Raw genomic sequence first — 26,685 nt, 5'->3', positions numbered from 1 at the left:
GGTCGACTCAGGCGTCTTCGGTCGCGGACTTCATCCCTGCCGCCGAGTCCTGCGTGGCCTGCATCAGAGCGTCCAGGTCGCCGCGGTAGTACGCGCGCAGAAGCGCACCCTCACCGGCCAGTTCCTCATCGGCGCTGCTCCACACCCAGCGCACCACACCGGTCGGCAGTCCCCCGGATACGAACCTGAGCCCGGGGACGCTCTGGCCGCTTCGAGTGTCGAAGATGTCGCCCGTCGTCGGGTTCACGCCGGCGTACTTCAAGATCGCTTGCGTCCACTCAGGATCGGGCGCGAGAACCACTTCGAGTTTGCCCTGGTCCTCAGCGAAGGACTCGAACGCCGACATGTCGTCGATTTCGAACCGGTCGCCACTGGCGCTGAACTCGAACCGGCCTACCTCTTGGTCGGCGACCTCAAGGACAAGGTGGGACAGACGAGACGCAACGTAACCGTCGGCCGCGGGAGCTTTCCCGACGCCGCCCCGCAGAGTGATCGGCGCGTTCGGGAGTGACTGCGGTGGCTTCGACAGCTGCTCGTTCGACATCTGAGTGTCCCTCTCTTCCCCGGACGCCAGTGCCCAGGTTCGTGGTTGTCCCGGGCGGGGTGTCTCGGGGCGTCGTATGGAGTACGTCAGCCGCCGAAATTTGTTACACCTAGGCCCAGGTAGCTGAGTTGCTCTCCCAGCCAGTAAGAACAGTACACCAATGTAAATCCCCTGGGAGGGGGCGACGTTAGGCGTGTTTCGACCTACGTTCCGCTCCGGTTCCGCAGCATCCGGCGACGTCGCCGGGAGCCACGGAATCCCGGCCCCGCCTCATCCGGAAAGCGGGCAGGGCCGGACCGGCGGCGGGTGAGGGACGGCCATGACGGCATGCCCTGCTTGCGAGGCGGGGTGCCGCGGTTCGAGTCCGCGGGCTCGCAGCCCTGACCCGTCGCCGGACACCGACGCATGGGAGAGGACCGCACCAGCCGTGACCGAAACGATCGCCAGGCCCCCGCGCTTCATCGGCTACGTGCCGCTCACCGACCTCCAGCCGGCGGACCGCAACCCCAAGCGCCACGCTCTCGAGCTCATCATCGCGTCGATCGACATGCACGGCCTGGTGGAGATCCCGGTCGTCGACGAACGCACTCAGAAGACGCTTCACGGCCACGGCCGCAGGGAGGCCCTCATCGAGATGCAGGTCCGCGGGATGCGCGCCCCCAGTGGCATCGTCATCGACGAGGACGGCGGCTGGCTCGTCCCCGTGCTGCGCGGCGGGTCGTCGAAGAGCGACGCCGAAGCCGAAGCCCTGGCCATCAAGCTCAACAGGCTCCCCGGAGAGGGCGGGTGGGATCCGCGCGAGTTCGCTGCGATCCTCGAGGACCTCGCCACGGGCGACGCGGACCTGTTCGACTCCCTGGCCATCCCTCACGACGAGATCGACCGCATGCTCGGCCAGGTCGATCCCGAGACACTGCCCGGCGGCATCCGCGAGAACGAACCGCCTCTCCTGCACCTGCCCGACGACGGCAACTCCGGTGACGGCCTCAGCGCCGACGACGAGGGCCGCTCCGCCCACACCACTTGCCCGGCCTGCGGACACATGTTCAGCGGCCGCTGACCGAGCCGCAGAGGTACGTCCATGTCGACCCGACGCAAGGCACGCCGGCCGCAGAACACCGGCCGCGGACGCCCACGCCTGCTCTCCGAAGAGATCGAGGCGCGCCTCGTCACGGCCTCCCGTACGGGGGTTGCCGTCGAGCTGGCCGCCGAGATGGCCGGGGTGTCCCGCTCCAGCTTCCTGTCATGGATGGCCCGCGGCCGCGCCGAGGTGGAGGCCCGCGAGGACGGCGAAGCCCCCGACCCCGAAGAGGAGGAGTACGCCGCCCTCTACGCACGGGTGCGCACCGCGCGTGCCACCGCGGCCGCACGTGCCATGGCGAACATCCGCCGGGTCGCGGACGGCGGGATCGTCACCAAGGTCACCACCCGAAAGTTCCGCGACCCTGTCACCGGCGAAATCGTCGAGGAGACGACAGAGGACCGCACTCCGCCGGACTGGAGGGCCGATGCCTGGTACCTCGAGCGCCAGCACCGGGAGCACTACGGCAAGGACGCGACCATCGCGGTGGAGATCACCGGACTCGATGGTGGGCGCGCAGCCCAGGAAGACGAGAGCGTCGACATGTCCGCGCTCGCGGAGCGTCTCGACCGAACCCTGAACTCGGTTGAGTACCCGCCGCTGGAGCTCGAGGACGGCAACGTCGTAGACGCCGAGGTCGTGGGCTGACTGGCTACAACCGGCACATCGCAGGACGTACACGCCAGGCCGCTGAGGCCCTCCGACGGCCCCAGGCATTACGGGCCCACGTAGACGGCCCCGACCACCGCCGGGGCCGTCGCCCGTTTTCACGGCGCGACGTTAGCCCTCCCTGCCCTGCACGGTGCCCCTCCCTGACCACCTGCAGCGGAGGGCAACACCCCTATGAAGATCATCTCTCGCGCCGCCTGGGGCGCTACGCCCTGGAACGGCGACCCGGACACTGTCGCGCTGAGCCAGCGCACCGAGTTCTTCGTCCACTACGACGGCGGCACCCCGATCTCGCGCACCGGGTACGCCATCATGCGCGCGATCGAGGCCGAGCACCTGGGGCAAGGATGGTCCGGCGTTGGCTACAACTTCGTCGTCGACCAGGCGGGCAATATCTACGAGGGCCGCGGGTGGGGCCTGCAGGGCGCCCACTGCCCGAACCACAACATCACCGGCATCGCCGTTCAGATCGCCGTCGGCGGCGGCCAGCAGCCCAGTGCGAAGGCCCTGGCCGCGTGCCGCGCTCTGTATGACGAGGCCTGCAGGAAGACCGGCCGGAACCTGTCGAAGAAGGGCCACAAGGACGGGTTCGCCACCGCGTGCCCCGGCGCAAAGCTGTACGCGTGGGTCCAGGCGGGCATGCCCGCCGGCGACTACGCGGAAGCCCCGGACCCGGGCGGCTCCGTTCCGAGCGCCGGCTCCGGGTTCGGCGTCGCCCGCTACCAGGTCACCATCAACGGCCTGACGTACGGGTACGGCGCCAAGGGCAGCCACATCACCAGGGTTGGCAAGGCGCTGGTGGAGGCCGGGTTCGGCAAGCACTACACCAGCGGTCCGGGCCCGACGTGGACGGACGCCGACACGCGCAACATGACCGACTACCAGAAGTCCCTCGGCTTCAGCGGCAAGGACGCCGACGGCGTACCCGGGGAGACCTCGCTCAAGAAGCTGCTCGGCACCCTGCCCAGCAAGGCGAAGCCCGCCCCGCCGTTCCCGGGCGAGAACAAGTTCGGCCCCGGCAAGACCAACTCGGCCGTCACCCTGCTCGGCCAGCAGCTCGTCCGCAAGGGCTACGGAAAGCACTACACCAGCGGTCCGGGCCCGATGTGGTCGGACGCGGACCGTAAGAACGTCCGCGCCTTCCAGCTCGCGCACAAGTCGCTCGCAGGTGACGCCGACGGCATCCCCGGGCCGAAGACCTGGGCGCTCCTGTTCTCCTGACCCCCCGGCCGGCCTGCGCACGCGGGCCGGCCCCTCCTCGAAAGGCCTTCCCGTGGCAGGCGAGACCGTCATCACCGTCGTCGGCAACCTGGTCGACGACCCCGAGCTCCGCTTCACCCCCTCCGGTGCGGCGGTCGCGAAGTTCCGCGTTGCCTCCACGCCGCGCATCTTCGACCGGCAGACCAACGAGTGGAAGGACGGCGACGGTCTGTTCCTCACCTGCTCGGTCTGGCGCCAGGCGGCGGAGAACGTCGCGGAGTCCCTCCAGCGAGGCATGCGCGTCATCGTCCAGGGCCGCCTCAAGCAGCGGTCCTACGAGGACCGTGACGGCGTCAAGCGCACCGTGTACGAACTGGACGTCGAGGAAGTCGGCCCGAGCCTGCGCAACGCCACGGCGAAGGTGACGAAGACCAACGGCGGGGCGCGGCGTCCCGCCGGCGGGCAGCGTCCCACCGCCGACGACACGTGGGCAACGACTCCCCCGGCGGACGAACCGCCGTTCTGATCGCCTCCGCACGCGTAGGGCCCCGGACCGAAGTCCGGGGCCCTACGCGTTGTTCAGGCGGCCACTGTCCAGGCCGAGTCCAGGATGAGCAGCTCGTCGCCCTGGTCCTGGCCCCCGGTGTCGGTCGAGGAATCTCCCACGGGGGGCGCGGAAGACTCCTCGACCGGCGAGTCGACCGGCGCCGGGGTCTCCTCGAGAGGTGGTTCGACCGGCGGCGGTTCCTCGGTTGGGGGGTTGGTCGGCGCCGGGGTCTCCTCGACGGGCGGGTCGACCGGCGCCGGGGTCTCCTCGACGGGCGGCGGTTCCTCGGCTGGGGGGTCGGTCGGCGTCGGCGTCTCCTCGACGGGCGGGGTGACGGTGCCCGGTGTCTGCGGCTCGCTCGGTGGCGAGGTCACCGGATCGACAACCGGGGGCGTGACCACGGGAGGCGGGGCCGTCGGGGTGGGCGAAGGCGTGGGTGCCTTCGTGTCCGTCGACGGTGTGGTGGCGGGAGGTGTCGGCGTCGTGCTGCCGCCATCCGCTGGAGTGGAGCCCGTGCCGGCCGGAACCGTCGTGGTCCCCACCTCGACCGCGTTGGTGCCGTTCTGCGGGAAGTTCGGCTCTATCCCCGCTGCGAGCGCCACGATGTCGTCGCCGGCATGCCCGGCCGACGCTGGAGCACTGTCCAGGCCCAGCACAAGGCGTGCGGCAAGGACGGCGGGAGCGTCGGTCGTCGCCATGGCTGGGCGCGCCATGATCTGGGTTACTTCGGCGTCGTTCAGCCCGAGCGTCCCCAGGGTGAGGGCGGCCAGCCGCGGAGGAAGAGGCTTGGCCCCCAGCGCTGTCGTTGTCGGCCCGGCCTGGTCCGCGTCCTGCAGCAGGCTCATGTACTCCTGGATCCGCGACGGGTCGGTGCCCCACAGGATGTACCGGCCGTGCTGCCGCAGGTTCGGGTAGAGCTCCTGGGTCCCGTCCTGCCGCGCCCATGTGGTGGCGTACTCGGTGTCGTAGAAGATCCGCAGGCCGATGCGCTCGGGCCCGTAGGAGAAAGTGAAGATGGTGCTGTCCGGCCCGGTCGCGGCCTTGGTGGACATCACCATGCCGTCGGAGTCGGTGCACTCCGCCTCGAGCGTGCTCGTCGGGGAGCACTCGATCTGGCTGGATCCGGAGAAGTACTCGAACTTGGAGTCGTTGAACGGGGCCGCGGCGGTGCCGGTCGCGTCGTGCGCCGCGGTGTCCGGGGCGCTGGCCTTCGGTGTGGGTGCCTCGGCGTCGGACCCGTTCATGTACCAGCCGGCGCCCCAGCTCACGGCAAGCGCGGGGATCAGGGCGGCGACGAGGGCGGCGTTGCGGCGCCAATTGCGCTGAGCGCCGCTCCTGGCGACGTCGCGGGGCGGCTCCACGGGAGGCCGTTCCACGCTCGGCGGTGCGGGGTTGCTCAGCCCGAGCAGGTCGTCGAAGTCCTTGAACTCCGGGAACGCACGGATCATCTCCTGCGCGGCGTCGAAGGGGATACCGGGCAGCACGTTCTGGACGTGGCGTACCGCGCTGCTGAACGACTGCGGCCGCATGAAGAGCGTGCGGACTCCGTTGTGGTTCATGAGCGAGGCGTCGGCGGGGAAGTTGCCGACGACGATGTCGAGCTCGTCGGGTTTGCGGTTGCTCAACTCTGTAGGTCCCTTGCCCGGCGGGCCAGTATCTCGGCCATCATCTGGGTGGTCGCTTCCAGGCGCTCGGGCGTGATCTCCTCGAGGTCGGAGATCACGATCTGACCGCCTCCGGGGAGTGCGACCTCCTCGCGATGGAGCTCGGTCTCCTCCAGGCCGTCGTCGCTGCCGGCGTTGTCGCGGCTCTCCAGCGGATTCAAGGTCCGTCGGAAGGCCTGCATCATCGCGTCGTGCGTGCTCTGGACCCGGGCCGGGTTGCGGGCGTGGCCGGACATCAAGGCGCCGGCGGCCGCCAGGGCAAGGCGGGTGTCGTTGTCGTGGGGGATCGGGCCGCCTTCGAGTGCCCGCTCGATGCGCTCGGATGCCTGGTCAGCGCGTCGTCGCAGCATGAGAGGCCCTTTCCTGTGTGGTTTCGACCCGTACACCGACAACTCTTCCCTTGCCCACTGCGATGGTCAGCAGCTCCTCAACCAGGTCGGCGGAGGAATCCCCGACCGGAAGCACCTCGGCAAGGCGGCGCAGTGACCGTACCGTCAGGGTGCGCACGGCCCCCTGAGTCTTGCCCATGAGCTCAGCAGTATGCGCCGGATCCAGCCCGTCGAAGAAACGCAGGCGCAGGCACGTGCGCTGATCCGGCTTCAGCTTGCTCATGTGCAGGGCGACGGCTTCGGCGAGCTGCCGGCGTTCGGTCTGCTGGTGGACGCTGAGCCCCGGACGGGGCCGGTCGAGCTGCAGGTCGTCGGGTTCGAGGATCTCGGTGGGGCGCCGCTGGACGGTGCGCAGGTAGTCCAGGGCGGTGTTGCGGGTGATGGTCATCAGCCAGCCCACGGGGTTGGTCCCCGGCCGGTAACGCGCCACGTTCTGCGCGACCTTGACCCAGACCTCCTGGGCGAGGTCCTCGGCGATGTGCTGGTCTCGTACGTACTGGCGGACCCAGCTGTAGACGACCCCGTTCAGACGCGCGTAGAGCGCGCTGAGCGCTTCCTCGTCGCCCCCTGCTGCGCGTGCGATGAGCTGGTCGATCGTTGCGGTGCTGTCGATCACGGCGTGGTGCCCCCCATGTGCCGTCTGCGCGCCCGGCGTGCGGTTCGGAGGCCAGGAAAGGAGGATCGTCTTCCGCTATGGCGCGAACGAAGCATATCCGGCCATCTTCCGCCAGTCACTGCCCATCTCCGGTCAGGCTTCGCACGTATGACCGATAGAAGATTCATATCGGTCTACTGTAATCTGCCGACTTCAGGCGACCGTCGGTGGAGCATCCGGCGGGCGCCCCACCACGAATGAGGAGTTCCCGGTGCCGTTCTCGCCCGCGTCCGCCGCGCCTGTTTCCGCTGTAGGTATCGACGCGGCCCTGATGAGCTTCCCGTACGAGCAGTGGATCCCGGCGGCGGCCGCGGCCGCGCATGTGGAAGATGTGGGGCTGCCTCGTGAAACCCTGCGGCTGGTCATCCGCACAGGCAAGCGCCGTGGTCTCCTGCGTACGAGGCGAGAGCCCGATCGGCTCGGGTTCTACGTGATGCGGGTCGTCGAGGAGCTGCGCGCGCCGGCCGCAGCCCCGCCCGTCAGATCATTTGGATAACGGGCCAGGGCACCCCTTCCTCCTTATCAGCCGCGCCGCCAGGCGCATGGGCTGTGCGCGCGAAAAGCACCAAGAAGAGGGGCTCGCCCTGGCCCGTTATCCGCAATGGTCTCGATGGGGAGTAGCGTGGCCGATCCTGACGTTCGACGTGGGTAGGAGCCCCCCGTGTCCGACTCATTTGCCGCGACGTACGCCCCACTGGTGGAACAGATCCGCGCGGCCCGGCAGCAAGGCGACAAGCACGCCGAGGAGCTGGCCCTCGAGGTCCTGCTCCAGGGCTACGTCCGCCTGGGCCACAGGGAACTCGGCACCGTCGAGGAGCAGAACCAGTACATCGTCTCCCGGCACATGTGCATCATGCCCAAGACCCTGCAGGAACTCGGCGTGACCCCCGCTGACCTGCCCCCACCCCCCACCGGCCGACGCCCCACTCCCCCACCGCCGGCCACCGAGGCGAACACCGCCCACCTCGCCGAACTCTTCGCACACATCGGCAGCGACGACATCCCCGAAGACCGCTTCACCGTCGCCTACCGCCCAGAGGACGGCATGGTCTACAAGGGCAAACCCGCCCCCTTCGCCGTCGTCGACGGCCACGACGGACTGCCCGTCGGCTGGTACACGGACCGCGACTGGGCCGAGACCACAGCCGGCACAGCAAGCCGCCTACGCAGCGCTTAGCGGCCCGCCCTGGCATCGCCAGGACAGGCCGTCAGCTACATCAGGGCACTGAGCACTGATAGCACCCAGTGCCTTTGATGAACCGGTCCCCGTGCTGCTCGCAGACTTCGAACTGAATCTGCGACGGGACCTTGAAGCACCTGCTGCAGGGCTCTCCGGGAGCGACCCGCCGGTTGCAGTCCTCGCACAGCGGCCAGCCAAGGCACTTGGCACAGATGTCCGTGGCGGTTGGCGTGAAGATCGGCAGATCACAGTCGGCACAGTTCTCCCAGCGCGCGGCCGCGGAACCGTGGAACGCGCCCGAAGCCAGGTGAGGCTCACGGTCGGGCACGGCCGGAAACTGCTGAGCCTTCGACTGCTCGTACTGCTCCCAGTCCGCAGTGCCGTTCCCCCCGCCCCGCGGAGTCGGCATCTGCACGTCCCGCGGCACAGGAGTCGCGACCAGGTCGCGCACCCGGCTTGCCATTACTGCACCCACCGACCTGGTGTCCTCAGGCAGCGGCCGCAGAAGAGCCGTCACCAGATGGTCAGGATCCCAGCCCGAGGCCAGCAAACCGTCGATCATGAGCCCCTGGTCGGCAAGGACTTTCCCCGTCAGCAACAGCTCCTGCCGGCGTTGCCCGATGCACAGAAGGAGATCCACGCCTTCCGTCCGCTGGACGACGTACTGCTGCTTCTTCTCGACGGAGGGATCGGCTTCCTTGCCGTCCGTGCCGTCCTCCGCTCTATGGCCTGCGGACTTGGAACCTACGGAGGGATGGACGGTTCTCTGAGGGTTCTCTGGTGGGTGGCTGAGGGTTAGGGGATCAACCTGATCCGGGGCTGGGCTCAACTTGACCCCACTCCCCGGCTCAACTTGATCCGGGGCTGGGCTCAAGTTGAGCCCAGCCCCGGGCTCAACTTGAGCCCTCACCTGGTCAGAGCCCTGTTCGGTGTTGTCCACAGGGTCGGGCTCATCTTGAGCCTTCACCTGGTCAGAGCCCTCTTTCGGTGTCTTGGGGGCCTTCTTCTTCTTGGTCGGCCTGGGGACGTCTGCGGCAAACGTGATCTGCTCGATGACGTTGTCGTCGTAGCTCCGCGGCGGTCGCCGCATGGACTCGAGGAGCTCAATGTTCACGCGCGTGAGGTTGGTGATGGGCTCGCCCGTTTTCGGGTCGAGGCGCCGTTGAGACGCGATCAGCTTCTTCTCGACCAGCTTCTTCTTGACCCGCTTGACCGTTGCAATAGACGTGCCGCAGTCGTCGGCCAGGCGCTGCTGGCCGGGCCAGCAGTACCCGTGATCGTCGGTCCGGTTGCAGTAGGCGATGAGCAGCAGCTTCTCCGCCCCGTCGAGCCCTTCGGCCTCAAGCACCATCGCGATGTGCTTGATGGTCACGCCCGCGCCTCCGGGCCACCGTCTCCGACCGACGTGCCCAGGGTCAGGTTCCAGACGCTGGGCGCAGAGGCGCCGGAAGGGGTCCGGGACTGGTGCCGCTGAATCAGGCCGAGCTCTCCCAGACGGCTCATCGAGGACGTCACGGTCGAGGTGCTGATGTTCGCCCGGCTCGCGAGACGGCTGATGCTTGGGTACGCGACGCCATCGGGGTCCGCATCGTCGGCGAGGAAGACCAGAAGCAGGCGCTCGGTGGGCCGGAGATCGGCGGACGCGTTGAGCGCGCGGATCGTGAGTGTGGAGCTCATGGCATCTCTCTCTGTCGTACAGAGAGGCAGGAACTGGACATCTCGAATATCACAGACTCGCGCGGAACCAATGGTCCGCGCCGAGCAGCCTGTATGCTCGGTGCCAAGCAGTCCCTACCCCCTTTGGTGAGGAACCGGGTAGGAAGATGGGGCGTCAACCGGGCCAGGTTGATGCCCCTTCTGCATGTCTGCCGCTACTTTCAGTGTCGGCGATCACACCTTACACCTGCGTCATCCGAACGGTAGGATGGTTGTCATGACGACACCCCGGACGCCCGCGAGGAGCAAGGTCAGCATCACGCTGCCCCGTGACCTTGAAGCTCGGGCGAAGCTCGCCAGTGGTGAGAACTTCTCCGCTTTCGTGGAGCAGGCCCTGGAAGAGAAGCTCATCAAGGACGCCATGCTGGAGTACGCGCGCCTTCGGCGTCAGGACGTTGCTGACGACGCGTTCGCGGCTGCCGAAGCAGACATCGAGGCCGCGGCGTGAGCGAAATCCAGCGGGGGGCGGTGTGGCGTGTGCCCACCGTGGGCCGGGAGCGGACCGTTGTGGTCCTCGAGAACAACGCCGTGATCCGGCTGCACCCGGGCGGCATTGTCTGTGCGCTCGTCCAGGAGAGCCAGGACGCCCTGGACACCCTCGTCACAGTGCCGATCGACGAGCCAGTTCGCGGTGTGGTCATGGCCCCTGACATCCACCAGTTCCGGCCGCAGCGGTTCGAAGAGGGCAAGTGCTTGGGCTACCTCTCCCGCACCGACATGGAGCGAGTGGAGCGCGCCGTCCGCGCCGTTCTCGACCTGTAGCCGGCAGTACCCGGGGGTTGAGGAACATCGGAACGAAAACCGGCGCTAAGCCTCGACCTCATGCCGCACGCCTCCGCCCGAGTCCGGGCCGGGGCGTTGTTACGTTTCAGGCTGCGGTGACCGCGGCCCAGGTGACCCGGCCGCCGTTGTCGCCTGCGTACTGGCCGACGTCTGACGCCATGCGGTGCACCAGGTACAGGCCCGGCTCTTCCTCCGGGGCGGGCAGTGGGCAGTCCATGTCTCCCACCGACACGGTGACGTGCGTGCCGTCGAACACCAGGCGGGCGACCAGGTCGAGCCCGGCCTTGTGCCGGGCGGTGACGTCCACCAACTCCGTGAGAACCGCCTGCACCGCTCCGCTCGTCTCCTCGGCTCCGGCCACGCCCGCGAGGAACGTGGGCAGAGACAGGGCTGCCATCGCGCCGGCGCGCTCCATCGCCTCTATCGGGGAGGCCTCGGGGCCGATCGCGAAGTCGACGCTGCTCTCGACGCCGAGCAGGTAGGGCGCAGCGTCGCTCTCGCCGGTGAAGGGCGGGCGCGGCGGCCAGTTGTGCGGTGTGGCGTCGGAGATGGTCACGGGGGTCCGTTCCGTTGGAACACGTTTTCGAATACTAGTTCGAGACGCGTAGCGTATGCGGGGAGTCAGGTCAGGGGAACCGTCCGCGTGGCTACGCGTACGGCGTCGGCATGGAGGCGGGGTGGCACGGATGTCCTCTCCGGGGGCGCTGACCAGCAGGTGTGTGCGGCTTCTGAACACACGTGCCGTGATCGCTTGGCATCGGAGCGTGTTGTTCCACGGTCCATCAAAGATGGTCAACAGGCCTATCGTCAAACTATTCGCGGGTGAAACCTGGGCATCATCCAACAATCCGTGGGCGCCAGTTAAGGTGGAGGTCTCACCACCCGCCAAGAGAGATCACCCCACAGTGACCGCTGACCCCCATGCCCGGCCGAAGGTGCCTTCGTTCCACGAAGCCCTGAACTTGATCATCAAGTCCCAAGCCCGCGAAGACCCCGAGGATCCCGACCAGTTCATCGAGCCCACCAACCGTGAGATTGCCGACGCGATCAACGCGAAGTACGGGGAAGGCTCGATCACAGAGGAGTACCTCCGCAAGCTGCGGAAGGGTCGCATCAAGAGCCCCGGTCTGGACAAGGTCTCGCGTATTGCCGGGGTGTTTGAGCTGCCCCTCGACGCCTTCAATACGGGCAAGTTGGAGAAGGTTGTCGATGAGGTGCAACGATTCCTGGACGAGAAACGTCAGAAGTTGAGTGATGAACAAGAGCCGTTGCCGCCTCCCGTTCGCGTTCTGGCCCGAACGGTTCGGAAACTGACCCCTGCCGGCGTGGCCCGCGTGCAGCGGTTCGCCACTCGCATCGAGGAGACCGAGGCGATGGAGGCCGAGACAGGTGCCCACGAGTAGACCAGTGCCCTCTCAGCAAGGTGTTCGAATTCGGTGATTCAGCGCGCCCATGACCGCAAGATCCGTACAGCTCTCGCGGCGTTCCCGGTACCTAACCCGCTCACGGTCGAAAGCCTGTTCGCGGCGATGCAAGAGCGGTACGGGCGCCCCCTGGAACTGTGGCGCGGCCCTTCGCCGCTCCCTGAACTCCACGCCAATGCCCTGTGGCTGACACGTCCGGGCGCCAGCGTGGATGTGGTGTGGCTCGACGACGCTCTGACCGGGGCCGCGGCCGTCCACAGCCTGGCGCACGAGGGCGGACACATGGAGCTCGGTCACAAACCGTTCTCCCTGCCGGCAAGACCCTCGACGCTCTCAGCAAACCGTCCGGACGGTCCGCTTGAAGCTGCGAAGTCCTACGAATTTCTGAGTCCTGACTTCCTCGGCGGATGCCTTCTGGGACGTGCCCGCTCACACGACGGCCCCCAGGACCCTGAGTACCAGCAGATCGAGGACGAGGCCGAACGGTTCGCTTTCCTCCTGCGTCGCACCGCGGCCGACCATGCGCGCGACACCCGCCACGCCGACCCCCTGGTCGACCGGCTGCACCACAGCCTGTAACCCTCCCCCTCCCCCTCCTCCTGCGGGAACACTGTGCCCTTCGACGACGTGATCGACCTGTTCACCACCATCCCCCTGTGGGTGGTGGTCGGCGTCCGCGCCTACTACTGGCCGAAGACCCCCGGTCAGATGTCCATCCTGGCGACGTTCTTCGCCCTCGCGATCGGCGCGACACTGCGTCTGTCGTACCTGGAGGACGTCCTCGCCGACCTCACCGGGATGAAGGATGCCGCGGTTCTGCCGAAGCACTTGATGGTGATGCTGGCCTGCACCCTCCTGGTGGGCTGGGTCGAATCCGTCGTGCCACCCCGGGAACACGAACCGGCCTGGCGCCGCTGGTTCTCCCTCAAGCCGCGCCTCGTCCTGGTCACCGCGGCCGGGATCGCCGCATCCGTCGCGTTTCCCTTTGCCGCGCCCTCGGTCACTGCGGCCGACGGCTCCCTCGACTTCGCCTCCGCCCAGTACGGCGACGTCGCCGGCAGCATCCACCTGGTCCTGTACCTGCTGAGCATGGGTGCCGCACTGCTGCCCTCCGCGCTGCTCTGCCTCACTGTCGCCAGGCGCACCGACGACCGGCTCCTCAAGCTCTGCATGCGCCTGATGGCCGTAGGCGCCGGAGCGGGCGCTCTCTACCCCGTCTACCGGATGTCGTTCCTGCTCTGCGGATTCACCGGCTGGACCTACCCCCTCAGCGAGGGCGAGTTCCACCGCGGCGGGTCGCTCATCCAGCTCGTGACGATCCTCTTTGTCCTCATCGGGAGCTCCGTACGCGGCGTCGAACTGTGCCTGCGCGCCTACCGCATGCGCCGCGGCGTGATCGCGCTCCGGCCGCTGTGGGTGGAACTGGTCTCCGTCCTGCCGCCCGACGTCATCCGGCGCCACCTCCAGGCCGGGAGCTGCCCCCAGGGAGACCGCCGCCGCGTCCGGGACCTGTACGGCCGGCTCGACCAACGCGTCGTCGACATCTCCGACGCTTGCTTCGCACTCCTCCCCTGGGTCGACGAGGACCTCCCCCGTCGCGCTCTGGCCGCAGCCGAAGCCGCAGGCCTGCAGAGCACTGACGCCCTCGCGGCACGGGAAGCGCTCTGCCTCCGCGTGGCTCGGCTGCGTGCCGTCGACGGCGAGCCCTACGCACCCAGGCCCGCCCTGTCCGTACTCCCCCTGAGCAACGACCTGCTGTCCAACGCCGTGTGGCTCGCCCGGGTCGCCCGTCAGTACACATCGCCCCAGCTTGCCGACGCGTTCACCACGCTCGCCGACGGCCAGCCCACCCCCCAGGAAGTCACAGCATGACCAGCACCACCAGCACCCCGCCCGCCCCGGCCGCCGCGGAGAACCGCACAGCCCGCCTCATCACCGACGGGATGGAGCCGCGCAACGTCATCATCCTGGTGAGCGCCGGCGTCGGCCTGGCCCAGGACAACCCGCTCACCGGCCTGCTGTGGGCGCTCGAGGCGATCGTCTTCGCCGCGGCGATACCGATGGCCTACATCAAGTGGGGCATGCGCACCGGCATGTGGGCCGACCGGCACATCGGCCAGGTCCAGCGCCGGAAGCTGCTGATCCCCGTCATCATGGCGTCCGTCGCCACCGGCATCGGCGGCATGCTCGCCTTCGACGCGCCCCGGCCGATGCTCGCCCTCGTCCTCGCGATGCTCGCCACCCTCGCCGTCCTCCTGGTCCCCACCGCCCTGTGGAAGTGGAAGATCTCGGTGCACACCGCGGTTGCCGGCGGGGCTCTGGCGATGCTCGCCCTCACCTGGGGGCCCCTGGTCTGGCTGGCTTACCCGCTGGTCGCTGTGATCGCCTGGTCCCGAATCTCCCTGCGGGACCACACCCTTGCCCAGACGGTCGCGGGCGCGGCCGCGGGCACCGTCACGGCCGGCGTGGTCTTCGCCGCGCTCACCGCATGACGTAAGGGTGGCCCGGTCTGTACTCCTCCCGGCATGCTGACGCTTCCGGCCACCGCCGCTCCCGCCGAACACCCCCTCACCGCCCTCGACGTTCCCCGCCACATCGGTGTCATCGCCGACGGCAACCGCCGCTGGGCGCAGCTCCGCGGCGCCACCGTCGAAGAGGGATTCCGGCAGGGCGCGGCCGCCGTCCACCAGGTCCTCGCGCAGTGCCGCACCCTCGGTGTCGAGTGCGTGTCTGTGTTCCTGATGTCCGACCGGAACTTCGGCCGAGCCGAAGCGGAGGTCGAGACCCTCTCCGACGTCCTGGTCGACCTGCTCGATACGGAGGCTGCCGCGTCCACCGGCCCGATCCGCATCCTGTCCCACTTCTCCGGCAACTACCTGGTGCCCGCCCGGCTCCTGGCCGCCATGGATCGGGCGGAGGGCAGCACGCGCAAGCGGTCCGGGATGACCGTCTGCCTGGGCATCGGCTACGACGGCCGCGCCGACGTCCGCCAGGCCGTCGCCCGCGCCCTGGACGCCCCCGACTACGACGGCCGGCGGACACTGCCCGTGGACTACTTCCTGTCTACCTGGGGCCTGCCCAACCCAGACCTGATCATCCGCAGCAGCGGGGAGCGCCGCTTGTCCGGCTTCCTCCTCTACCAGTCCGCGGACGCCACGCTGCACTTCGATGACCGGTACTGGCCCGACTACGACGGCCAGGCCCTCGAGGAGGCGCTCGCCGTGCACGCCGAGCAGCGCCGGACCTTCGGCCGCTGATCAAGATCATTCTTGCCCAATTGGGCAACTCCGCAGGGGCCCCGTACGGATGACGTACGGGGCCCTACCATGCGCCCCGCGCAGTACCGATAGGGGCTCGCTGCCCGAAACGGGGCGTCAGTCTGACTATCGTCCCTCCCATGACAGAAACCACCGCGGCGCTCACCATCGGCGCCCAGGCCTCCAGCGGCGCCAATCCGCCCGAGGAGACAGAGCAGGAACGACGAGACCGCGTCCGCGCGATTCTTGAGCAGTACCGCCCCGAACAGTGCCGCGTCGTCGCGATGTGCAATCAGAAGGGCGGCGTCGGCAAGACGACGACGACCATAAACCTCGGCGGCTCCCTCGCCGAGCACGGCCGCCGCGTCCTCCTCCTCGACGGCGATCCTCAGTGCAACCTGACGGAGGCTTTCCGAATCAAGCCTCCCGGCCCCAACGACCTCACGCAGGCCCAGGTGGTCATCGACGCTCTCGACCCCCTCCCGCTCGTCCGTGAGACGCAGGTGCCCGGCATCTACGTACTTCCGGCGAGCCTCGACATGGCCGGCCTGTCCAGCGACCTCCGCGACACGGGTACCGGCCTGACGCTGTACCGGATCATGATCGACAAACTGCGCCCCTACTTCGACGAGATCCTCCTCGACCAGCGGCCCGCCCTGGACCTGGACACGGACTCGCAGCTCGCCGGAACCGATGCCGCGATCATCATGACCGACGTCGACGAGTGGGCCATGAAGGGGCTCACCCGCCAGCTCGCTCAGCACACGAAGGTGATGGCGCGCGTCCAACGCGACGACTACGAGGTCCTGGGCCTGGTCATCGGACGTGTCCAGAAGCCCATGGGCAACTTCGATACCGCGGTCTACAAGATGCTGCAGAACCACAAGCGGGTGCGGTGCCTCGGAGAGGTACCCGTTCGCGCGGCCGACCTCAAGGAGGCCCGGAACAAGGGGCTGCCCGTGACCCACTACAAGAAGACGATGCGCAGCGACACCGCCGGCTTCTTCCGTGGGATCGCCGCGAACGCAGGGCTGGTGAAGGCGGCATGAGCGACACGGATTACGACCTCGGGTGGGGCGAAGACGACGAGCCGCAGCAGACCGCGGACACCCTCACCGCCGTGGACACCGGCCGGGACCAGAAGCAGAAGCAGACCCAGGCCAAGCTCATTGCCGACCAGGTCGCCGCCGCGGTCGAGGAGGCCAAGCCCGGACTGCACAAGATCCCGGATCCCGTCGAGCCCGCCGGGGAGGGCGCGCTCACCAAGGAGGAAGAGGAGACCTTTCGGACCTGCAACGAAGGCGTCGACCTGGGCAACCTCGGCTGGTTCATCCAGGCCAAGAGCCTCGACACCATCGCCGTCGGCCGCCTCTTCCGGAACACGCCGCACAGAATCGAGCCGCACCGCAACTACGAGACGATCGAGGAATGGGCGCCGGTGGAGAAAGGCATCTCCGTCGGCCAGTGCAGCAAGCTGCGCGCGGCCTGGCGGATCGGCTGGGAGCTCGCCACCCTCGACTACAAGTCGAACCCGGGCCAGGTCCGCGAGCTCGTCCCGGTGAAGAACGCGTTCGGCCTCAAGGCCGCCATCGCCGTGTTCGTCCTGGTCGTCGAGGCTGTCGGAGCGGAGAAGGTCACGGCCGAGCGGATCCGCGACACCGTCAAGCTGCTGCCGGGCGACCTCAAGCTCGACGAGGAAGACGACGTCGACGCCCTGGCGAAGGTCATCAAGGGCGTGCTCGTCGAGGAGCTGGCGCCGGCGTCCTCCCGCGCGATCCCGCCCGCGGTGACCCGAGCCGTTGACAAGACCGCCATCAAGATCGCGGACGCCCTCAACCGACCCCGGATCCCCCGCTCGGAGGTCACCCTCCGGCTCATGGAGGCGTTCGCGGACCCCGAGGATTCCACCGTCTACGACGCGGTCCTCGAGCGGATGCAGGAGGAGGAGACGGCCACCAGGAAGGCCGCCAGGAAGGCGCTCAAGTAGCGCTCAGCGGCCGCACAACACGGAGGCCCGGCCATAGGTGGTGGCCGGGCCTTCGCGTGTGGAACAGGTGTGCAGCATACGGCAGTTACCTCACCCCGTTCCGGAGCGGTGTCACTCCAGCACGGACGCGCGTTCGTCCGCCGTGCTCTGGAGCTGGGTAACGTAGTCCTCGAGCGAGTCACGGTCCGGGCTGTCGCCGATCGCGTCGACGACTTCGTGCCTGTGGACCAGGATCTTCGAGTTCTGGACGTACGCAGCCACCCACACCTGGGTCTGCAGCTCCCCGCCCTCGTCGTCGGGGCCGGCCGACAGGTAGAGGACCGGATCCTCCCCCGGTGAGGCGAGGAGTTCCAGAACATCGGCGCGGGTCACGGTGGGTGCCCTCATGGCATGGCCTTTCACAGTGGGAAGAACTCGGCATGTCGCCGCAGTGCGGCGCGTCCCCGCGCGTGCGGGGGCGGGCTCTGGCCCGTTGTGCTGGCCCCGCCAGTGCGGGGAGGCGGCGCGCAGTGATGGCGCGCGCCGTGGTGTTCAACGTACCGGCCGCTACCGGGCCGCGTGGTGCTCCCGGTCATGTGCGCCGTGGCCGTCCGCCATGGCGTCGTAGCAGTCCACCCCGCACGCCTGGCCCAGGGACGCGCTCATCCACCCGCCCACGGCCACGGTCGTGCCGCAGTTGTCGCAGTGCTTCGCCCCGTGCGGCGGGCAGGGCACCGTGCGGGCACGGGCCCGAGGGCTCGGCCGGTACTGCTCGGCCTCGTACTTGTGCCACTGGTACTCGCTGCGAGCGTCGTCCAGGATGAAGAACCGGCCGCCGCGGTCGTCTTCCTCGTCGAGGTGACCGCCGTACGCGACGACCTCCCACCACACGGCCGGCTCGCCGTCCTCCAGGACCGCGGACACCTCGACAAGCCGCATCCGCTCCCCGTACGGATTCAAGCCCTTGTCGTACAGCTTCTGCTGCCCGGTTACCTTGACGACGGCCAGCGCCTCGACCCGGGCCCGCGTCGCCTCGGCCGCTTCACGCACGGCCTGCTCCTTCGCCTCACGGGCCGCACGCCGCTTTTCTGCGGCGGCCTGGCGCTTCCGGGCCTTCTTGGCCTCCTCGGCCTTCTCCGCCGCGTCCAGGGCCTCACGGGCGGCACGCTCCCGCGCCCGCCGCTCCTCGTACTCCTCGTACGACGGGTGCTCCGAGCACCGGCCGTTGTGCTGGACCTCCTGGCGCCCCGCCCCCTCACGGACGACGACGATCCGGGCCGTGCCAGGGGAGACGGACCCGCCGCACAGCGCGCAGTACGTCCCCGGCTCCGCCACGGCCTCCGGGCACCCGCCGCGGTGCTCGACCTGAGCCTCCTTCCCGCGGCCGACGAGAACCCCCTGCTCCACCTGCAGATCCCGCGCGCACCACCGGCACGGCCCCGGCTTGTAGTTCGGGCGCCCGGGGCCCGGGTCGACGATGTCCACCGGAAGGTCGGTGACCGGCGGCCGCGCGGCCAGATGCTTGCGGAGCTGTCCGAGCCCCGCAGCGCCGAACGCACCCTTCGCCGTCCGGAAGTGCCGCGACCACAAGGCTTTGAGCTCCCCGTCCGCCTGGACCAGGTGCAGCGTCACCGCGGCGTCCATGAGCGGGTACGGCTTACCCGTGCGGTGCGCCTCGCCCCACCCGGTGAGGTGCTCGTCGACGACCAGGAGCAGCGCGCCGGCCGCCGTCTCTACGACGGCCCCGTGCCCCACCTCCGGCCCGAGCACCGCGGCGGCGCCCTCCGCGTGCTCGTCCAGACCGGTCAGAACCCGCCTCCACGAACGGTGGACGTCTGCGTCCTCCGGCACCCTCGGCACCGTCACCCGAACTGTGTTGTCCTGCATTGTGACCCTCCCCGGTCGTCGTGCTGAATGCTGCCGGGCGGTACTGACACCGCCCGGTGGTTACGCGATTTCCATCCCTGAGCGGCACGCCCCGTGGTCCCATCCCTCGGCGACGGGGTAGCCGCAGAAGCACGTCCCCTCGACCGCCGGCAGACCGCGCATGCGGCGCTGCAGCGCGACCATCAGGGCCGTCTCGTGGATCCACCCCCGGCGGCCCACCATCTCCAGGAGCTGCCCAAGGTCGCGGCCGTGTTCGTCGAACGCCACGGCACCGCTGGGCTCCGGCCCCCGGGTCGCCTCCCACGCCAGGCGTGTTCCGGTCTCGTCCTCGTGCCGGGCGATGAACCCGAAGATGCGGCTGCACCGCATGTCGTCGAGCTCGTCCAGGCGCCAGATGCTCCCGTCGGGGTCGTGCCACCAAGTCGACTGGGACAACAGCTCTGACCAGTGATCGACAGGACGGCTGTACGGGGCGTCGTCGCCGGCGTCACAGTCACTGAGGTCGACGCCGAACCAGTCACCCACGATGCAGCGTCCGGTACTGGTGCTCGATGATCCCCCGGCGGTGCTCCAGAGCGCCGGCGACGATCCCGGCCCAGTCGACGGCCTGGTGCCGCAGCTCGGCGTACGGCTCCCGCTCCCAGTCCGGCGCGCCCGTGTTCTCTTGGAGCAGCGCCTCGGCGAGGCACTCGCCACAGATGTTCTCCGCCTCACTCTGGTACCGGAGTCGCGTCTCCTTGCGGTCCGGGTGCAGGCGCATGTGCCGCCACGACGCCTCGACGAGGAGACGTCGCCAGTCGACGGCCACGGCAACGCGCTCGAGGATGGCCGCCATGGCGTCGGTGACGGCCTCGTACGGTTCGACGGGCATGGTGGCGACCTCGCCGTAGGAGTAGTGGTGGCCGGGGCCGATGACGTCCTGCCGGAGAGACCGGACGACAGCGAGGTGGTTGGGCATGAGGGACTCCGTTCCTGGGGTGGCGCCGCGGGCGGTGCGCCGCAGCGGACCGGCAGTGGGGCGTGACGGCTCGAGGCCTCGAGCCGTCACGGCCGGCGTGGGAGGTGATCGGCGCGGGGCACGGTCCAGCGGGAGCTGTTCGGCTTCCGGTGCCGGTACGCGTTGGTCGGTCGCATGGGTGGTGCCTCCGTTCGTTGGTCAGGCGGCCTGTGAGTTGGTGGAGCGGGGCACAAGGTGGAGGAGACGCCCGTCGGAGCGCTTGGCCGCACGGGTGCGGTCACGGTTGCGCTGAGCACGCTCGTCCGGCAGCAGCCAGTCCCGTTGAGCGGCGGCCAGCGCGGCGCGGCGCGCGGCCTGCTGGGCAGGCGTCGACGCCGCGGCCGGGGCCTTCCTGGCCTGATCGCCCACGGCCGGGTCGCCGAACCTGCCCGTCGGCCACTGCTCGGCCATAACGCGCTCGTACGGCGTCATCTCGCGTCTCCAGCCGGTAAACGAGGTGATGACGAGGGCCGGGCGCACACGGCGCCTGCCCCCGCCAACCCGGGCTGGAATAAGGAACGTCGAAACCCAGATATCTGTGTCAGAACAGGCCGGGCTGCCCCGCGTCCTCGAGCGCCTGCCGCTGCTCCACGGCGCGGAGAGCCGCAGCGAGCGAGGCCTGACGCTGCGCTGCAGCCGCCTTCCGGGCCCGCAGCTCCTCGGACGTCGCCCAGCGGACGAGCACCTCGTGGTCGCTGAGCCCTGGCGCCTCGCTGATGACGGTGCACTTCACGAACGGCTGCTCCAGACGCCCGCTGATCTCCGAGAGGGTCCGGATCCAGAACGGGCCGAACGCCCCGGCGACGACGACAAGCACGCCGGTCTCGGCGTAGTGCTGCTGGCGTACGGAGAACCCATCGGTCGGGTGCCCGTCCGGGCCGGCCTGCTGCTCCCGCTCGGTCAACCCGAGGTCGATCAGCCCGCCGTCGACGAGGTGGCGGCGGATCGTGTGCGCGCGCGTGGTGCTCGGCATGAGGTGGTCCTCTCTTCGTGGTCGGTGCCGGTGCTCTCCGGCCCCTGTAGGGGTGTTGCGGGTACTGCTCCCGGGGCTGTGCCGCGACCGCCCCCAGGAGGCGATGCGGGGGTCTACAGGTCGCCGGGGGCGTCGGGGTGCTTCGGGCACGGCCCGTAGGCCCCAGGGCGGCCGGGGAGCGCCAGGTGGACGTGCGGGCCGGTGCCGGAGAGGCTGCACGAGGTCGCCGGGTCCTCGGCACAGTGGGTGACACACCGGCAAGTCCGGTCACGGTTAATCCACTCGACCACGGCCTGCTGGTGCTGCTCCCGGATGGTTTCGACGAGGTCGCCGAGGGCGCCGATCCGCGGGTCGTGCCGGCCGATCTCCTGGGCGATCCACGGCACGGCGGCGATCTCCTCGGGCGTCCTGCGGAATCCGGCGCCCTCCACGGTGTCGACGAGGTGCTCCAGCGACATGGTGGGGACCGTGGCGGGCGGCCCGGTTAGCAGACCTTCGAGCAGCGCACGGGCCTCCATCAGTTGGTGCGTCGCCGACTGCGGCGCCCCGTCGTCGGCGTACGTCTCGGCGAGGCCGACCAGGTCGCGTATCTGCCCGAACGGGCTGGGGTTGGTGGGCACGGTGGTTCTCCTTCGGGGTGACCCGGGCGCCCACGGCGGGCGCCCGGGAAGCTGAGGGGGTCAGGCGGTGAGGGTGAGGAGCTGTCGGTCGTCCGGGAGGCTGTTCAGCATCTGGTTACGCCAGGCCCGCGCGTACTTCGGGCAGCTGCTGCAACTCTTGTGCGTGCACCCGGGCATCGGCTCCCGGTTGAGGGCGTTCAGGGACCACGCCATCGAGTCGGAGCTGTAGAGCAGGTGGGAGACGTCGCGGAGACCGGTCACCTTGTAGCCGAAGCCGTGAAGGCGGAGCCCCATGGACCACAGGGTCTCGATGATGCGGGTGGCCTCGCTGGTGTTCTGTCGGCGGCACACGGAGCCGATGCCGACTACCGGTTCGAGGGTGAGATCGACACCGGCCTGTGCGTACAGGTCGATGCACCGCAGGTACTCGTCCAAGGTGAAGCCCTGGATCACGGGCATCCACGGCAGATCGGCGTCCAGCGTCATCAGGTTCAGGTACGACGCGACGGTCTTGATCTGGTGGTCGTGCACCGTCAGACCGGTCATCGAGAGGATTTCGTCCTCGCACATCCAGTCCTGGATGGCGCAGACGTCCATCATGCCGATCTCGTCGTAGTACCGGCGGGCGGCCGCAGCGTACGTGTACGGGGAGAACGTCCACTCTCCGTACTGCGAGAGCTGCATGAAGCCGCCGGAGTCAAGCATCCACGGCGTGACGGCGCGCGGCAGGCTCTTGCGGCCGTCGAGCCGGTGATGGGCGATGCAGAGCGGGATGCAGTCGTCGCCGAACTCCGGACGCTCGAGCCAGGAAGGGGCGTTCGTGCCCAAGTACGTGACCCGGTCGACGTCGGCGAACCAACGGCGGTCCACGTGCTTCGGCGCGGGACGCTTTAGCATGGGCTTACTGTTCATGGAAGGTGGGGGAACGTCGAAGAGAAAGGCAGAAGGCACGGTGATTCCTCACTTTGTGGCCCGTCAGCGGTTGCTCTCCGCCAACACCCAGAACAGTACACCAATGTGAATGTCTGAGGTAGGGGGACGAGGGAATCCGAACCGCCCACACCAGACATGGCGCGGGCGGACGGCCGGTCAGGCGGCCAGGCCGTACAACCGGTGCTGACGGCTGCGGTACCGGCTGGTCTCCGCCCGCCCGATGTGTGCCGCCATCGCTGTACCGGCCGGCGGCCGCGCGGCGGGCCCCTCTGCCGCCTCCAGCGCCTCGGCGCGCCGGATGATCTCCCGCATCGACAACCCCTTCTTGAAGTCGGCTCCGACCACGACTTCGGTCCGGGCGTACGCCGCGGCGAGCTCCGGTACCCGGCGGGCCCCGTTCACCAAGTCGCTGTTGCACCCGAGGACACAGAAAACGCAGCTCAGGCGCCGGTTTCCCCAGTCGTACGCCGGGTGGTACGGCAGACGCGACCGGGCTATCTCCGCCCACACCTTCCGGTCGCTCCACGCATGAATCGGCCGCCAAGTCGTGATGTGCCGCTTCCCGTTGCTCGCCCCGCGGTTCACCTCCACCTCGGCGAGCTGCGCCCGCGCGGTGCTCTCCGCGGCCCGCTGGCCGATGCACTCCAGGATCAGTACGGGGCGGCCCAGGTCGCCCAGCTCGTCGACAAGCCGGGTGTAGAGGGTCCGGATCGGGCCCCGCTTCGCGTCCGGGGTGCACCAGCGTGCTGCGCTCGACGGCCAAGCCGGGGCGACCTTCGCCGTGGCCGGGTCCTCGCCGCGCTCGCGTGCCTCTTCCTCGGCCTTCGCCTTGAGCTTGCCGTACCGGATCTCGACGCGGTCGAGGAGATCGGCGCCCTTCGCCTGGACCACCTCGAACCGGGGGACTCCGGCGAGCGCCGCCTGGAGCTCGGCGAGCTCGCGCGTCCCCTCCCACTCGACCCGGCCCAGGTCCGCGTGGACGACGACGACCTTGTGCAGCATCCCCAAGGCCTTCGCGCGCCGCACGACGTACGAGAGCATCGCCTGCGAGTCCTTGCCGCCGCTGCTCGAGATGACGATCCAGTCCGCGTTTCGGATCATCTCGTCCGGCACGGTCGTCGACGGCTCGAGGGGGACAGACGCGTGCACTCGGCTTGTCCGCTTCCGCTTCGGCTTGGCCGGCGCTTCGGCAACGGGGGCCGCCTGTGGGCTCTGGATGGCGGGGAGGTCGAACAGGGTCGCGGTCTGCATGGCGGAGGTCCTCGAGGGCGTGAAGCGGGCGGGGAGCAGCGACGGGGGCCGGGGCGCAGCGCGGGGACCCTTGCTGCGGGACGGTTGGCGGCGGAAGGCCGGGGCGCGGTCGGCGCGCCCCGGCCGGTGGCGCGGTCAGGCGTTCAGAAACCGCTTCGCGGCCTCGCCCGGGGTGAGCTCCTCACCGTCGGGCAGGCGCCACACCAGCAGTCCCGTGGAGCTCATGGCCGAGTCGCCGGGGGCTCCAGCCACACGGAGCCGAGTCGGGATGGACCGGCCGACGAACTCAGTGCGGACCGCGACCGGGGCGGCGGCCGGGGCCGACTGCATGGCGGTGACCTCCGCCACGTACGCCCGCCGGTAGACCAAACCGCCCGCTGTCCTCGACGCGGCGCGCGCCTTCGGGTCCTTCTCGGCCTCCCGGCGGGCATGCTCGTACCCGGTGGCCTGTACCTGCGTGATCTGGTTGCCCTCGCGGTCGAGGATGTTCCACCAGTCGTCGCTTATCGGGCCCTCGGGGGCCGGGGAGAGCTCGGGCATCGGCTGGAGCTTGTCCAGGGCCACCCGGATCGTCGCAAGGCCGTGCCGGGCGCTGACGGCCTCCACCATGCCGTCCGCGTCGGGCCCCGACTTCACGACGACGACGTCACGGTGTGCCTCGCCCTCCTCGGGCACGTAGACGGCCGTGGAGTCGACGGGGAACCGCTCGGCGAGGACGGCCAGGATCTCCGTGATGCGGTAACGGAGCTGGGCGCACCGGTGGGTGAGGGCGGTGTGCTCGACGAGGGACGGCTGTGCCTGGAGTCGGGCGCCGGTCGCGTCTAGGTCTCGCCTGGCGGCGGCGAGACCAGCCGGGTCGGCGGTGTACGCCTGAGGGGACTGGAGGGCCTCGGACTTGGTGGACGTGGGAGCGCCGGAGGGGGACGCGCAGGGAGCCGCGGGTTCCTCCGCGGCGGCCGGCTGCGGCTGCTGCGGCGAACTGGCGACGCGGGCGACGAGGCGCGTTTTCATCAGACGGCGGTCGTGTACGGCTCCGGTCCGGGTGGACTTCTCCGTGATGCGCACAAACTTGGGCGATGCTTCGACGATCGTCAGGACTTCGGTCGTCTCGCCCGCGTTCCACATCAGGGTGTCGCCGACACTCAGGAACTGCGCCTCTACTGCGGGCTTTCGGCCGACGCCCTGGAGGCGGATGGTTCCGATGGGTGCGGTCTTGGACATGGGTCTCTCCTCGGTGGGATGCGGTGTGCGGGGGAGGGTGCCGGGGCGCGCGGCGTACGGTCGCGGGCGCGCCCCGGCGGGAGCTGTTGTCAGCGCGGGGACTTTTTCAGCAGGCGGGCGATGAACAGGGCGCACTCGGCCGTGTCGATCCCGGCGTCGCCCGTGTTCTGGCCGCGCCACAGCTCCCGCTCGCGGCCGTTGCCGTCGTTGATGGTCACGGTCCACCTACCGGCCCAAAGCTCCATCGGGGTGTCCACGAAAACCCAGTCCTCGTGTGCCTCGTGCACGTAGGCGACCAGGTACGCCCGGCCGTCGTCGGGGAAGACCGTCACGTCGGGGTCCGTAGCGATGACCAGCCATGTGTTCCCGGCGTCACCGTCGGCGTGGGTGCGAATGCCCGGGGCGGCGAGTGCGGCCGTCAGGCGCTGGCCGGCGGTCGGGAGGGTGTGGCGGGCGAACCACTGTGACGTCGCCTCGGTGACCCGCGCCACCTCGTCGACGAGCAGCGGAATTCCGTCCCCGTAATACACCTCGTTCGCAGCGCTGGTGTCCCCGCCGTGGCGGTACGCCCTGGCGCCGAGAACGGCGTACTCCGGGGCGGGGTCCTCCATCGCCGCGTAGGCCCCGATCAGGACGTGTGCGCCCTTCATCGCGTCCGCGGAGGGGACGTTCGAGGGGTGGACGACAACACCGTCGTCGGTGATCAGACCGGCCAGGCTGGAGGGGAGTGCGGCCATCAGGGTTGAGGCAAGGGTGGTCACGGGGTGCCCTTCGGGAAGTTCGGGAGCGGCGGGGAGGGTGCCGGGGCGCGGCGCGTACGTCGCGCCCCGGGCGGAACGGGCTAAGCGGCGTTGTGGGTGGGGTCCTGGATGCCGCAGGTGAAAATGCCGTCGACGGGGGCGCACGGGCCACAAGCCGGTTCGTTGCAGCACGTGGTGTAGCCGTCCTCGACGTCGTCTTCGCCCCCGTCGCCGACGATGTGCCCGCACTCGGAGCAGTGGGTGACGGCGGGGAACACCAGGAAGTCCGGGCCGAACAGCTCTTCGGGGGTGTAGGGGTGCCGCTCGACGAAGGAAGCACGATCCCACTTGATGAGAATGCGGAGTTCCGCGTCGTGTTCGCTGACGGTGCCGAAGCGGCCGTCGGAAAGTCGCCGCACTCGGGTGTTCCAGGGCAGGTCAACGTTGGTGTTCAACAGGGGTTCCTTCGCGTCGGGTGGGCGGTGGGGGCAGACCCTGCCGGGGTGCGGCGCGGATGGTCGCGCCCCGGCAGGGGGTGAGGGGCCGAACTGTCAGACGACGTCGGTGACGTCGTAGAAGCTGGCCAGGCCCCGGCCGAACCGGTCCCGGTCGGAGGTGAGCGACGGAGCCGCGAACTCGCCGCGCACGACCGCCTGGTACGCCGCTTCCGCCATGCAGAGGTAGGCGTGGTCCAGCGTGTAATAGCGGTCGATCGACCAGTAGTCCACGCCGAACCGGCGCTTCTGCGTGACCGGGTCGATGAACTCCACGAACCGGATGATCAGGTCGGCGTTACCGTCGGAACCGTTGATGACGGACTCCCCCAGGCCCTTACCACCGAGCACGTTCAGTGCGTAGGCCTCGGCCTGCTCCGGCACAACGTCGGTGCCGGTCTCGGAGCTCAGCACGACGCGCATCGGGCCGAAGCTCTCGCCGAGCTCCGCAAGGGACTTGACCACCAGGGCAGCACTCATGGGCGTTTCCTCCT

At 69.2% G+C, this 26,685-nt stretch carries 35 protein-coding genes; 15 read left to right on the top strand and 20 right to left on the bottom strand.

All coding sequences use genetic code 11. From position 1 onward, the window contains the following. Positions 1-7 precede the first annotated feature (7 nt). Positions 8-544: a hypothetical protein gene (locus tag ACFC51_RS32770; protein WP_376532358.1), complete on the bottom strand. Its 537-nt coding sequence runs from the start codon at positions 542-544 to the stop codon at positions 8-10. Positions 545-971: 427 nt separating this feature from the next. On the opposite strand from ACFC51_RS32770, the gene ACFC51_RS32765 reads away from it, so the two are divergent. From ACFC51_RS32765 to ACFC51_RS32750, 4 genes are all read left to right on the top strand, one after another. Beyond that, positions 972-1,604, top strand: coding sequence for a hypothetical protein (locus tag ACFC51_RS32765; RefSeq protein ID WP_376532356.1), 633 nt, complete (start codon positions 972-974; stop codon positions 1,602-1,604). Between the two features lie 21 nt (positions 1,605-1,625). Next, the gene (locus ACFC51_RS32760) at positions 1,626-2,273 is read left to right on the top strand and encodes a hypothetical protein (RefSeq protein WP_376532354.1); all 648 of its coding nucleotides are present in this window, start codon (positions 1,626-1,628) and stop codon (positions 2,271-2,273) included. 195 nt (positions 2,274-2,468) lie between these two features. Beyond that, the gene (locus ACFC51_RS32755) at positions 2,469-3,515 is read left to right on the top strand and encodes a peptidoglycan-binding protein (RefSeq protein ID WP_376532352.1); all 1,047 of its coding nucleotides are present in this window, start codon (positions 2,469-2,471) and stop codon (positions 3,513-3,515) included. 52 nt (positions 3,516-3,567) lie between these two features. Further along, the gene (locus ACFC51_RS32750) at positions 3,568-4,020 is read left to right on the top strand and encodes a single-stranded DNA-binding protein (protein WP_376532350.1); all 453 of its coding nucleotides are present in this window, start codon (positions 3,568-3,570) and stop codon (positions 4,018-4,020) included. A gap of 53 nt (positions 4,021-4,073) precedes the next feature. Here the strand turns inward: ACFC51_RS32750 and ACFC51_RS32745 are convergent, their stop codons facing one another. The 3 genes from ACFC51_RS32745 to ACFC51_RS32735 are packed head-to-tail and all read right to left on the bottom strand — an operon-like array spanning position 4,074 to position 6,710. Next, a complete protein-coding gene (locus ACFC51_RS32745; protein ID WP_376532348.1) occupies positions 4,074-5,666 on the bottom strand; it encodes a hypothetical protein in 1,593 nt (530 codons plus the stop codon). Next, positions 5,663-6,055 (bottom strand): hypothetical protein, encoded by a 393-nt coding sequence (locus ACFC51_RS32740; RefSeq protein WP_376532346.1) that lies wholly within the window; start codon positions 6,053-6,055, stop codon positions 5,663-5,665. Before ACFC51_RS32740 ends, ACFC51_RS32745 begins: the two co-directional genes overlap by 4 nt. Beyond that, a complete protein-coding gene (locus ACFC51_RS32735; protein ID WP_376532344.1) occupies positions 6,036-6,710 on the bottom strand; it encodes an RNA polymerase sigma factor in 675 nt (224 codons plus the stop codon). The genes ACFC51_RS32740 and ACFC51_RS32735 overlap by 20 nt, the downstream gene beginning before the upstream one ends. A gap of 250 nt (positions 6,711-6,960) precedes the next feature. On the opposite strand from ACFC51_RS32735, the gene ACFC51_RS32730 reads away from it, so the two are divergent. After that, positions 6,961-7,245, top strand: coding sequence for a hypothetical protein (locus tag ACFC51_RS32730; protein WP_376532342.1), 285 nt, complete (start codon positions 6,961-6,963; stop codon positions 7,243-7,245). A 165-nt stretch (positions 7,246-7,410) separates the two neighbouring features. Further along, entirely contained in the window at positions 7,411-7,926 is a 516-nt protein-coding gene (locus tag ACFC51_RS32725; RefSeq protein ID WP_376532340.1) for a hypothetical protein, read from the top strand. Positions 7,927-7,966: 40 nt separating this feature from the next. Here ACFC51_RS32725 and ACFC51_RS32720 read toward each other — a convergent pair whose 3' ends face one another. Beyond that, positions 7,967-9,301, bottom strand: coding sequence for a helix-turn-helix domain-containing protein (locus ACFC51_RS32720; protein WP_376532338.1), 1,335 nt, complete (start codon positions 9,299-9,301; stop codon positions 7,967-7,969). After that, on the bottom strand, positions 9,298-9,606 hold the full coding sequence (locus tag ACFC51_RS32715; protein WP_376532336.1) for a helix-turn-helix domain-containing protein: 309 nt from the start codon (positions 9,604-9,606) through the stop codon (positions 9,298-9,300). The genes ACFC51_RS32720 and ACFC51_RS32715 overlap by 4 nt, the downstream gene beginning before the upstream one ends. Positions 9,607-9,862: 256 nt before the next feature. On the opposite strand from ACFC51_RS32715, the gene ACFC51_RS32710 reads away from it, so the two are divergent. Both ACFC51_RS32710 and ACFC51_RS32705 read left to right on the top strand, forming a co-directional pair. After that, complete coding sequence (locus ACFC51_RS32710) at positions 9,863-10,093, top strand: hypothetical protein (RefSeq protein WP_376532335.1); 231 nt, start codon at positions 9,863-9,865, stop codon at positions 10,091-10,093. Next, the gene (locus tag ACFC51_RS32705; protein WP_376532333.1) at positions 10,090-10,407 is read left to right on the top strand and encodes a type II toxin-antitoxin system PemK/MazF family toxin; all 318 of its coding nucleotides are present in this window, start codon (positions 10,090-10,092) and stop codon (positions 10,405-10,407) included. Before ACFC51_RS32710 ends, ACFC51_RS32705 begins: the two co-directional genes overlap by 4 nt. A gap of 106 nt (positions 10,408-10,513) precedes the next feature. On the opposite strand, the gene ACFC51_RS32700 is transcribed toward ACFC51_RS32705, so the two are convergent. Further along, positions 10,514-10,984 (bottom strand): hypothetical protein, encoded by a 471-nt coding sequence (locus ACFC51_RS32700; protein ID WP_376532331.1) that lies wholly within the window; start codon positions 10,982-10,984, stop codon positions 10,514-10,516. A 349-nt stretch (positions 10,985-11,333) separates the two neighbouring features. On the opposite strand from ACFC51_RS32700, the gene ACFC51_RS32695 reads away from it, so the two are divergent. The 7 genes from ACFC51_RS32695 to ACFC51_RS32665 all read left to right on the top strand — a co-directional run bounded on the left by ACFC51_RS32695 (position 11,334) and on the right by ACFC51_RS32665 (position 17,096). Next, complete coding sequence (locus ACFC51_RS32695) at positions 11,334-11,831, top strand: hypothetical protein (RefSeq protein ID WP_376532329.1); 498 nt, start codon at positions 11,334-11,336, stop codon at positions 11,829-11,831. 33 nt (positions 11,832-11,864) lie between these two features. Next, positions 11,865-12,431: a hypothetical protein gene (locus ACFC51_RS32690; RefSeq protein WP_376532327.1), complete on the top strand. Its 567-nt coding sequence runs from the start codon at positions 11,865-11,867 to the stop codon at positions 12,429-12,431. A gap of 33 nt (positions 12,432-12,464) precedes the next feature. Then, positions 12,465-13,724, top strand: coding sequence for an MAB_1171c family putative transporter (locus ACFC51_RS32685; RefSeq protein ID WP_376532325.1), 1,260 nt, complete (start codon positions 12,465-12,467; stop codon positions 13,722-13,724). Then, positions 13,721-14,344: a hypothetical protein gene (locus ACFC51_RS32680; RefSeq protein WP_376532323.1), complete on the top strand. Its 624-nt coding sequence runs from the start codon at positions 13,721-13,723 to the stop codon at positions 14,342-14,344. Before ACFC51_RS32685 ends, ACFC51_RS32680 begins: the two co-directional genes overlap by 4 nt. 33 nt (positions 14,345-14,377) lie before the next feature. Then, positions 14,378-15,109 carry a polyprenyl diphosphate synthase gene (gene uppS, locus ACFC51_RS32675; protein WP_376532321.1) on the top strand — a complete coding sequence of 244 codons (732 nt, stop codon included), beginning with the start codon at positions 14,378-14,380 and terminating at the stop codon, positions 15,107-15,109. Positions 15,110-15,249: 140 nt separating this feature from the next. Then, a complete protein-coding gene (locus ACFC51_RS32670; protein ID WP_376532319.1) occupies positions 15,250-16,158 on the top strand; it encodes a ParA family protein in 909 nt (302 codons plus the stop codon). Next, positions 16,155-17,096 carry a hypothetical protein gene (locus tag ACFC51_RS32665; RefSeq protein ID WP_376532317.1) on the top strand — a complete coding sequence of 314 codons (942 nt, stop codon included), beginning with the start codon at positions 16,155-16,157 and terminating at the stop codon, positions 17,094-17,096. The genes ACFC51_RS32670 and ACFC51_RS32665 overlap by 4 nt, the downstream gene beginning before the upstream one ends. Positions 17,097-17,207: 111 nt before the next feature. On the opposite strand, the gene ACFC51_RS32660 is transcribed toward ACFC51_RS32665, so the two are convergent. The 13 genes from ACFC51_RS32660 to ACFC51_RS32600 all read right to left on the bottom strand — a co-directional run bounded on the left by ACFC51_RS32660 (position 17,208) and on the right by ACFC51_RS32600 (position 26,671). After that, positions 17,208-17,483, bottom strand: coding sequence for a hypothetical protein (locus ACFC51_RS32660; RefSeq protein WP_376532316.1), 276 nt, complete (start codon positions 17,481-17,483; stop codon positions 17,208-17,210). A gap of 159 nt (positions 17,484-17,642) precedes the next feature. Next, positions 17,643-18,926 carry a hypothetical protein gene (locus tag ACFC51_RS32655; RefSeq protein ID WP_376532314.1) on the bottom strand — a complete coding sequence of 428 codons (1,284 nt, stop codon included), beginning with the start codon at positions 18,924-18,926 and terminating at the stop codon, positions 17,643-17,645. 96 nt (positions 18,927-19,022) lie between these two features. Then, positions 19,023-19,487, bottom strand: a complete 465-nt coding sequence (locus ACFC51_RS32650; protein ID WP_376532312.1) for a hypothetical protein — start codon at positions 19,485-19,487, stop codon at positions 19,023-19,025. Further along, positions 19,480-19,920, bottom strand: a complete 441-nt coding sequence (locus tag ACFC51_RS32645; protein WP_376532310.1) for a hypothetical protein — start codon at positions 19,918-19,920, stop codon at positions 19,480-19,482. The genes ACFC51_RS32650 and ACFC51_RS32645 overlap by 8 nt, the downstream gene beginning before the upstream one ends. 198 nt (positions 19,921-20,118) lie before the next feature. Then, a complete protein-coding gene (locus ACFC51_RS32640; protein WP_376532308.1) occupies positions 20,119-20,391 on the bottom strand; it encodes a hypothetical protein in 273 nt (90 codons plus the stop codon). A gap of 109 nt (positions 20,392-20,500) precedes the next feature. Next, positions 20,501-20,932, bottom strand: coding sequence for a hypothetical protein (locus ACFC51_RS32635; RefSeq protein WP_376532306.1), 432 nt, complete (start codon positions 20,930-20,932; stop codon positions 20,501-20,503). A 113-nt stretch (positions 20,933-21,045) separates the two neighbouring features. Beyond that, the gene (locus tag ACFC51_RS32630) at positions 21,046-21,552 is read right to left on the bottom strand and encodes a hypothetical protein (protein WP_376532304.1); all 507 of its coding nucleotides are present in this window, start codon (positions 21,550-21,552) and stop codon (positions 21,046-21,048) included. A gap of 60 nt (positions 21,553-21,612) precedes the next feature. After that, on the bottom strand, positions 21,613-22,449 hold the full coding sequence (locus ACFC51_RS32625; protein WP_376532302.1) for a hypothetical protein: 837 nt from the start codon (positions 22,447-22,449) through the stop codon (positions 21,613-21,615). A 192-nt stretch (positions 22,450-22,641) separates the two neighbouring features. Then, a complete protein-coding gene (locus ACFC51_RS32620) occupies positions 22,642-23,736 on the bottom strand; it encodes a phosphoadenosine phosphosulfate reductase family protein (protein WP_376532300.1) in 1,095 nt (364 codons plus the stop codon). Positions 23,737-23,871: 135 nt separating this feature from the next. Further along, the gene (locus ACFC51_RS32615; protein ID WP_376532298.1) at positions 23,872-24,957 is read right to left on the bottom strand and encodes a hypothetical protein; all 1,086 of its coding nucleotides are present in this window, start codon (positions 24,955-24,957) and stop codon (positions 23,872-23,874) included. An 89-nt stretch (positions 24,958-25,046) separates the two neighbouring features. Then, positions 25,047-25,718: a hypothetical protein gene (locus ACFC51_RS32610; protein ID WP_376532296.1), complete on the bottom strand. Its 672-nt coding sequence runs from the start codon at positions 25,716-25,718 to the stop codon at positions 25,047-25,049. 80 nt (positions 25,719-25,798) lie between these two features. Beyond that, entirely contained in the window at positions 25,799-26,152 is a 354-nt protein-coding gene (locus ACFC51_RS32605; RefSeq protein ID WP_376532294.1) for a hypothetical protein, read from the bottom strand. Between the two features lie 96 nt (positions 26,153-26,248). Beyond that, entirely contained in the window at positions 26,249-26,671 is a 423-nt protein-coding gene (locus ACFC51_RS32600; RefSeq protein WP_376532293.1) for a hypothetical protein, read from the bottom strand. Positions 26,672-26,685 lie beyond the last annotated feature (14 nt).

It is taken from the genome of Streptomyces sp. NPDC055962, assembly GCF_042270185.1.
In the GTDB taxonomy this organism is placed as follows: domain Bacteria; phylum Actinomycetota; class Actinomycetes; order Streptomycetales; family Streptomycetaceae; genus Streptomyces.
This window is presented reverse-complemented; position numbering and strand designations above follow the sequence as displayed.

Bases quoted from the DNA above. Each gene is read 5' to 3' on its own strand.
- ACFC51_RS32770 (WP_376532358.1), bottom strand. From the start codon at position 544: ATGTCGAACGAGCAGCTGTCGAAGCCACCGCAGTCACTCCCGAACGCG.
- ACFC51_RS32760 (WP_376532354.1), top strand. From the start codon at position 1,626: ATGTCGACCCGACGCAAGGCACGCCGGCCGCAGAACACCGGCCGCGGA.
- ACFC51_RS32755 (WP_376532352.1), top strand. From the start codon at position 2,469: ATGAAGATCATCTCTCGCGCCGCCTGGGGCGCTACGCCCTGGAACGGC.
- ACFC51_RS32740 (WP_376532346.1), bottom strand. From the start codon at position 6,055: ATGCTGCGACGACGCGCTGACCAGGCATCCGAGCGCATCGAGCGGGCA.
- ACFC51_RS32715 (WP_376532336.1), bottom strand. From the start codon at position 9,606: ATGAGCTCCACACTCACGATCCGCGCGCTCAACGCGTCCGCCGATCTC.
- ACFC51_RS32710 (WP_376532335.1), top strand. From the start codon at position 9,863: ATGACGACACCCCGGACGCCCGCGAGGAGCAAGGTCAGCATCACGCTG.
- ACFC51_RS32680 (WP_376532323.1), top strand. From the start codon at position 13,721: ATGACCAGCACCACCAGCACCCCGCCCGCCCCGGCCGCCGCGGAGAAC.
- uppS (WP_376532321.1), top strand. From the start codon at position 14,378: ATGCTGACGCTTCCGGCCACCGCCGCTCCCGCCGAACACCCCCTCACC.
- ACFC51_RS32670 (WP_376532319.1), top strand. From the start codon at position 15,250: ATGACAGAAACCACCGCGGCGCTCACCATCGGCGCCCAGGCCTCCAGC.
- ACFC51_RS32665 (WP_376532317.1), top strand. From the start codon at position 16,155: ATGAGCGACACGGATTACGACCTCGGGTGGGGCGAAGACGACGAGCCG.
- ACFC51_RS32660 (WP_376532316.1), bottom strand. From the start codon at position 17,483: ATGAGGGCACCCACCGTGACCCGCGCCGATGTTCTGGAACTCCTCGCC.
- ACFC51_RS32645 (WP_376532310.1), bottom strand. From the start codon at position 19,920: ATGCCCAACCACCTCGCTGTCGTCCGGTCTCTCCGGCAGGACGTCATC.
- ACFC51_RS32640 (WP_376532308.1), bottom strand. From the start codon at position 20,391: ATGACGCCGTACGAGCGCGTTATGGCCGAGCAGTGGCCGACGGGCAGG.
- ACFC51_RS32635 (WP_376532306.1), bottom strand. From the start codon at position 20,932: ATGCCGAGCACCACGCGCGCGCACACGATCCGCCGCCACCTCGTCGAC.
- ACFC51_RS32625 (WP_376532302.1), bottom strand. From the start codon at position 22,449: ATGCTAAAGCGTCCCGCGCCGAAGCACGTGGACCGCCGTTGGTTCGCC.
- ACFC51_RS32620 (WP_376532300.1), bottom strand. From the start codon at position 23,736: ATGCAGACCGCGACCCTGTTCGACCTCCCCGCCATCCAGAGCCCACAG.
- ACFC51_RS32615 (WP_376532298.1), bottom strand. From the start codon at position 24,957: ATGTCCAAGACCGCACCCATCGGAACCATCCGCCTCCAGGGCGTCGGC.
- ACFC51_RS32600 (WP_376532293.1), bottom strand. From the start codon at position 26,671: ATGAGTGCTGCCCTGGTGGTCAAGTCCCTTGCGGAGCTCGGCGAGAGC.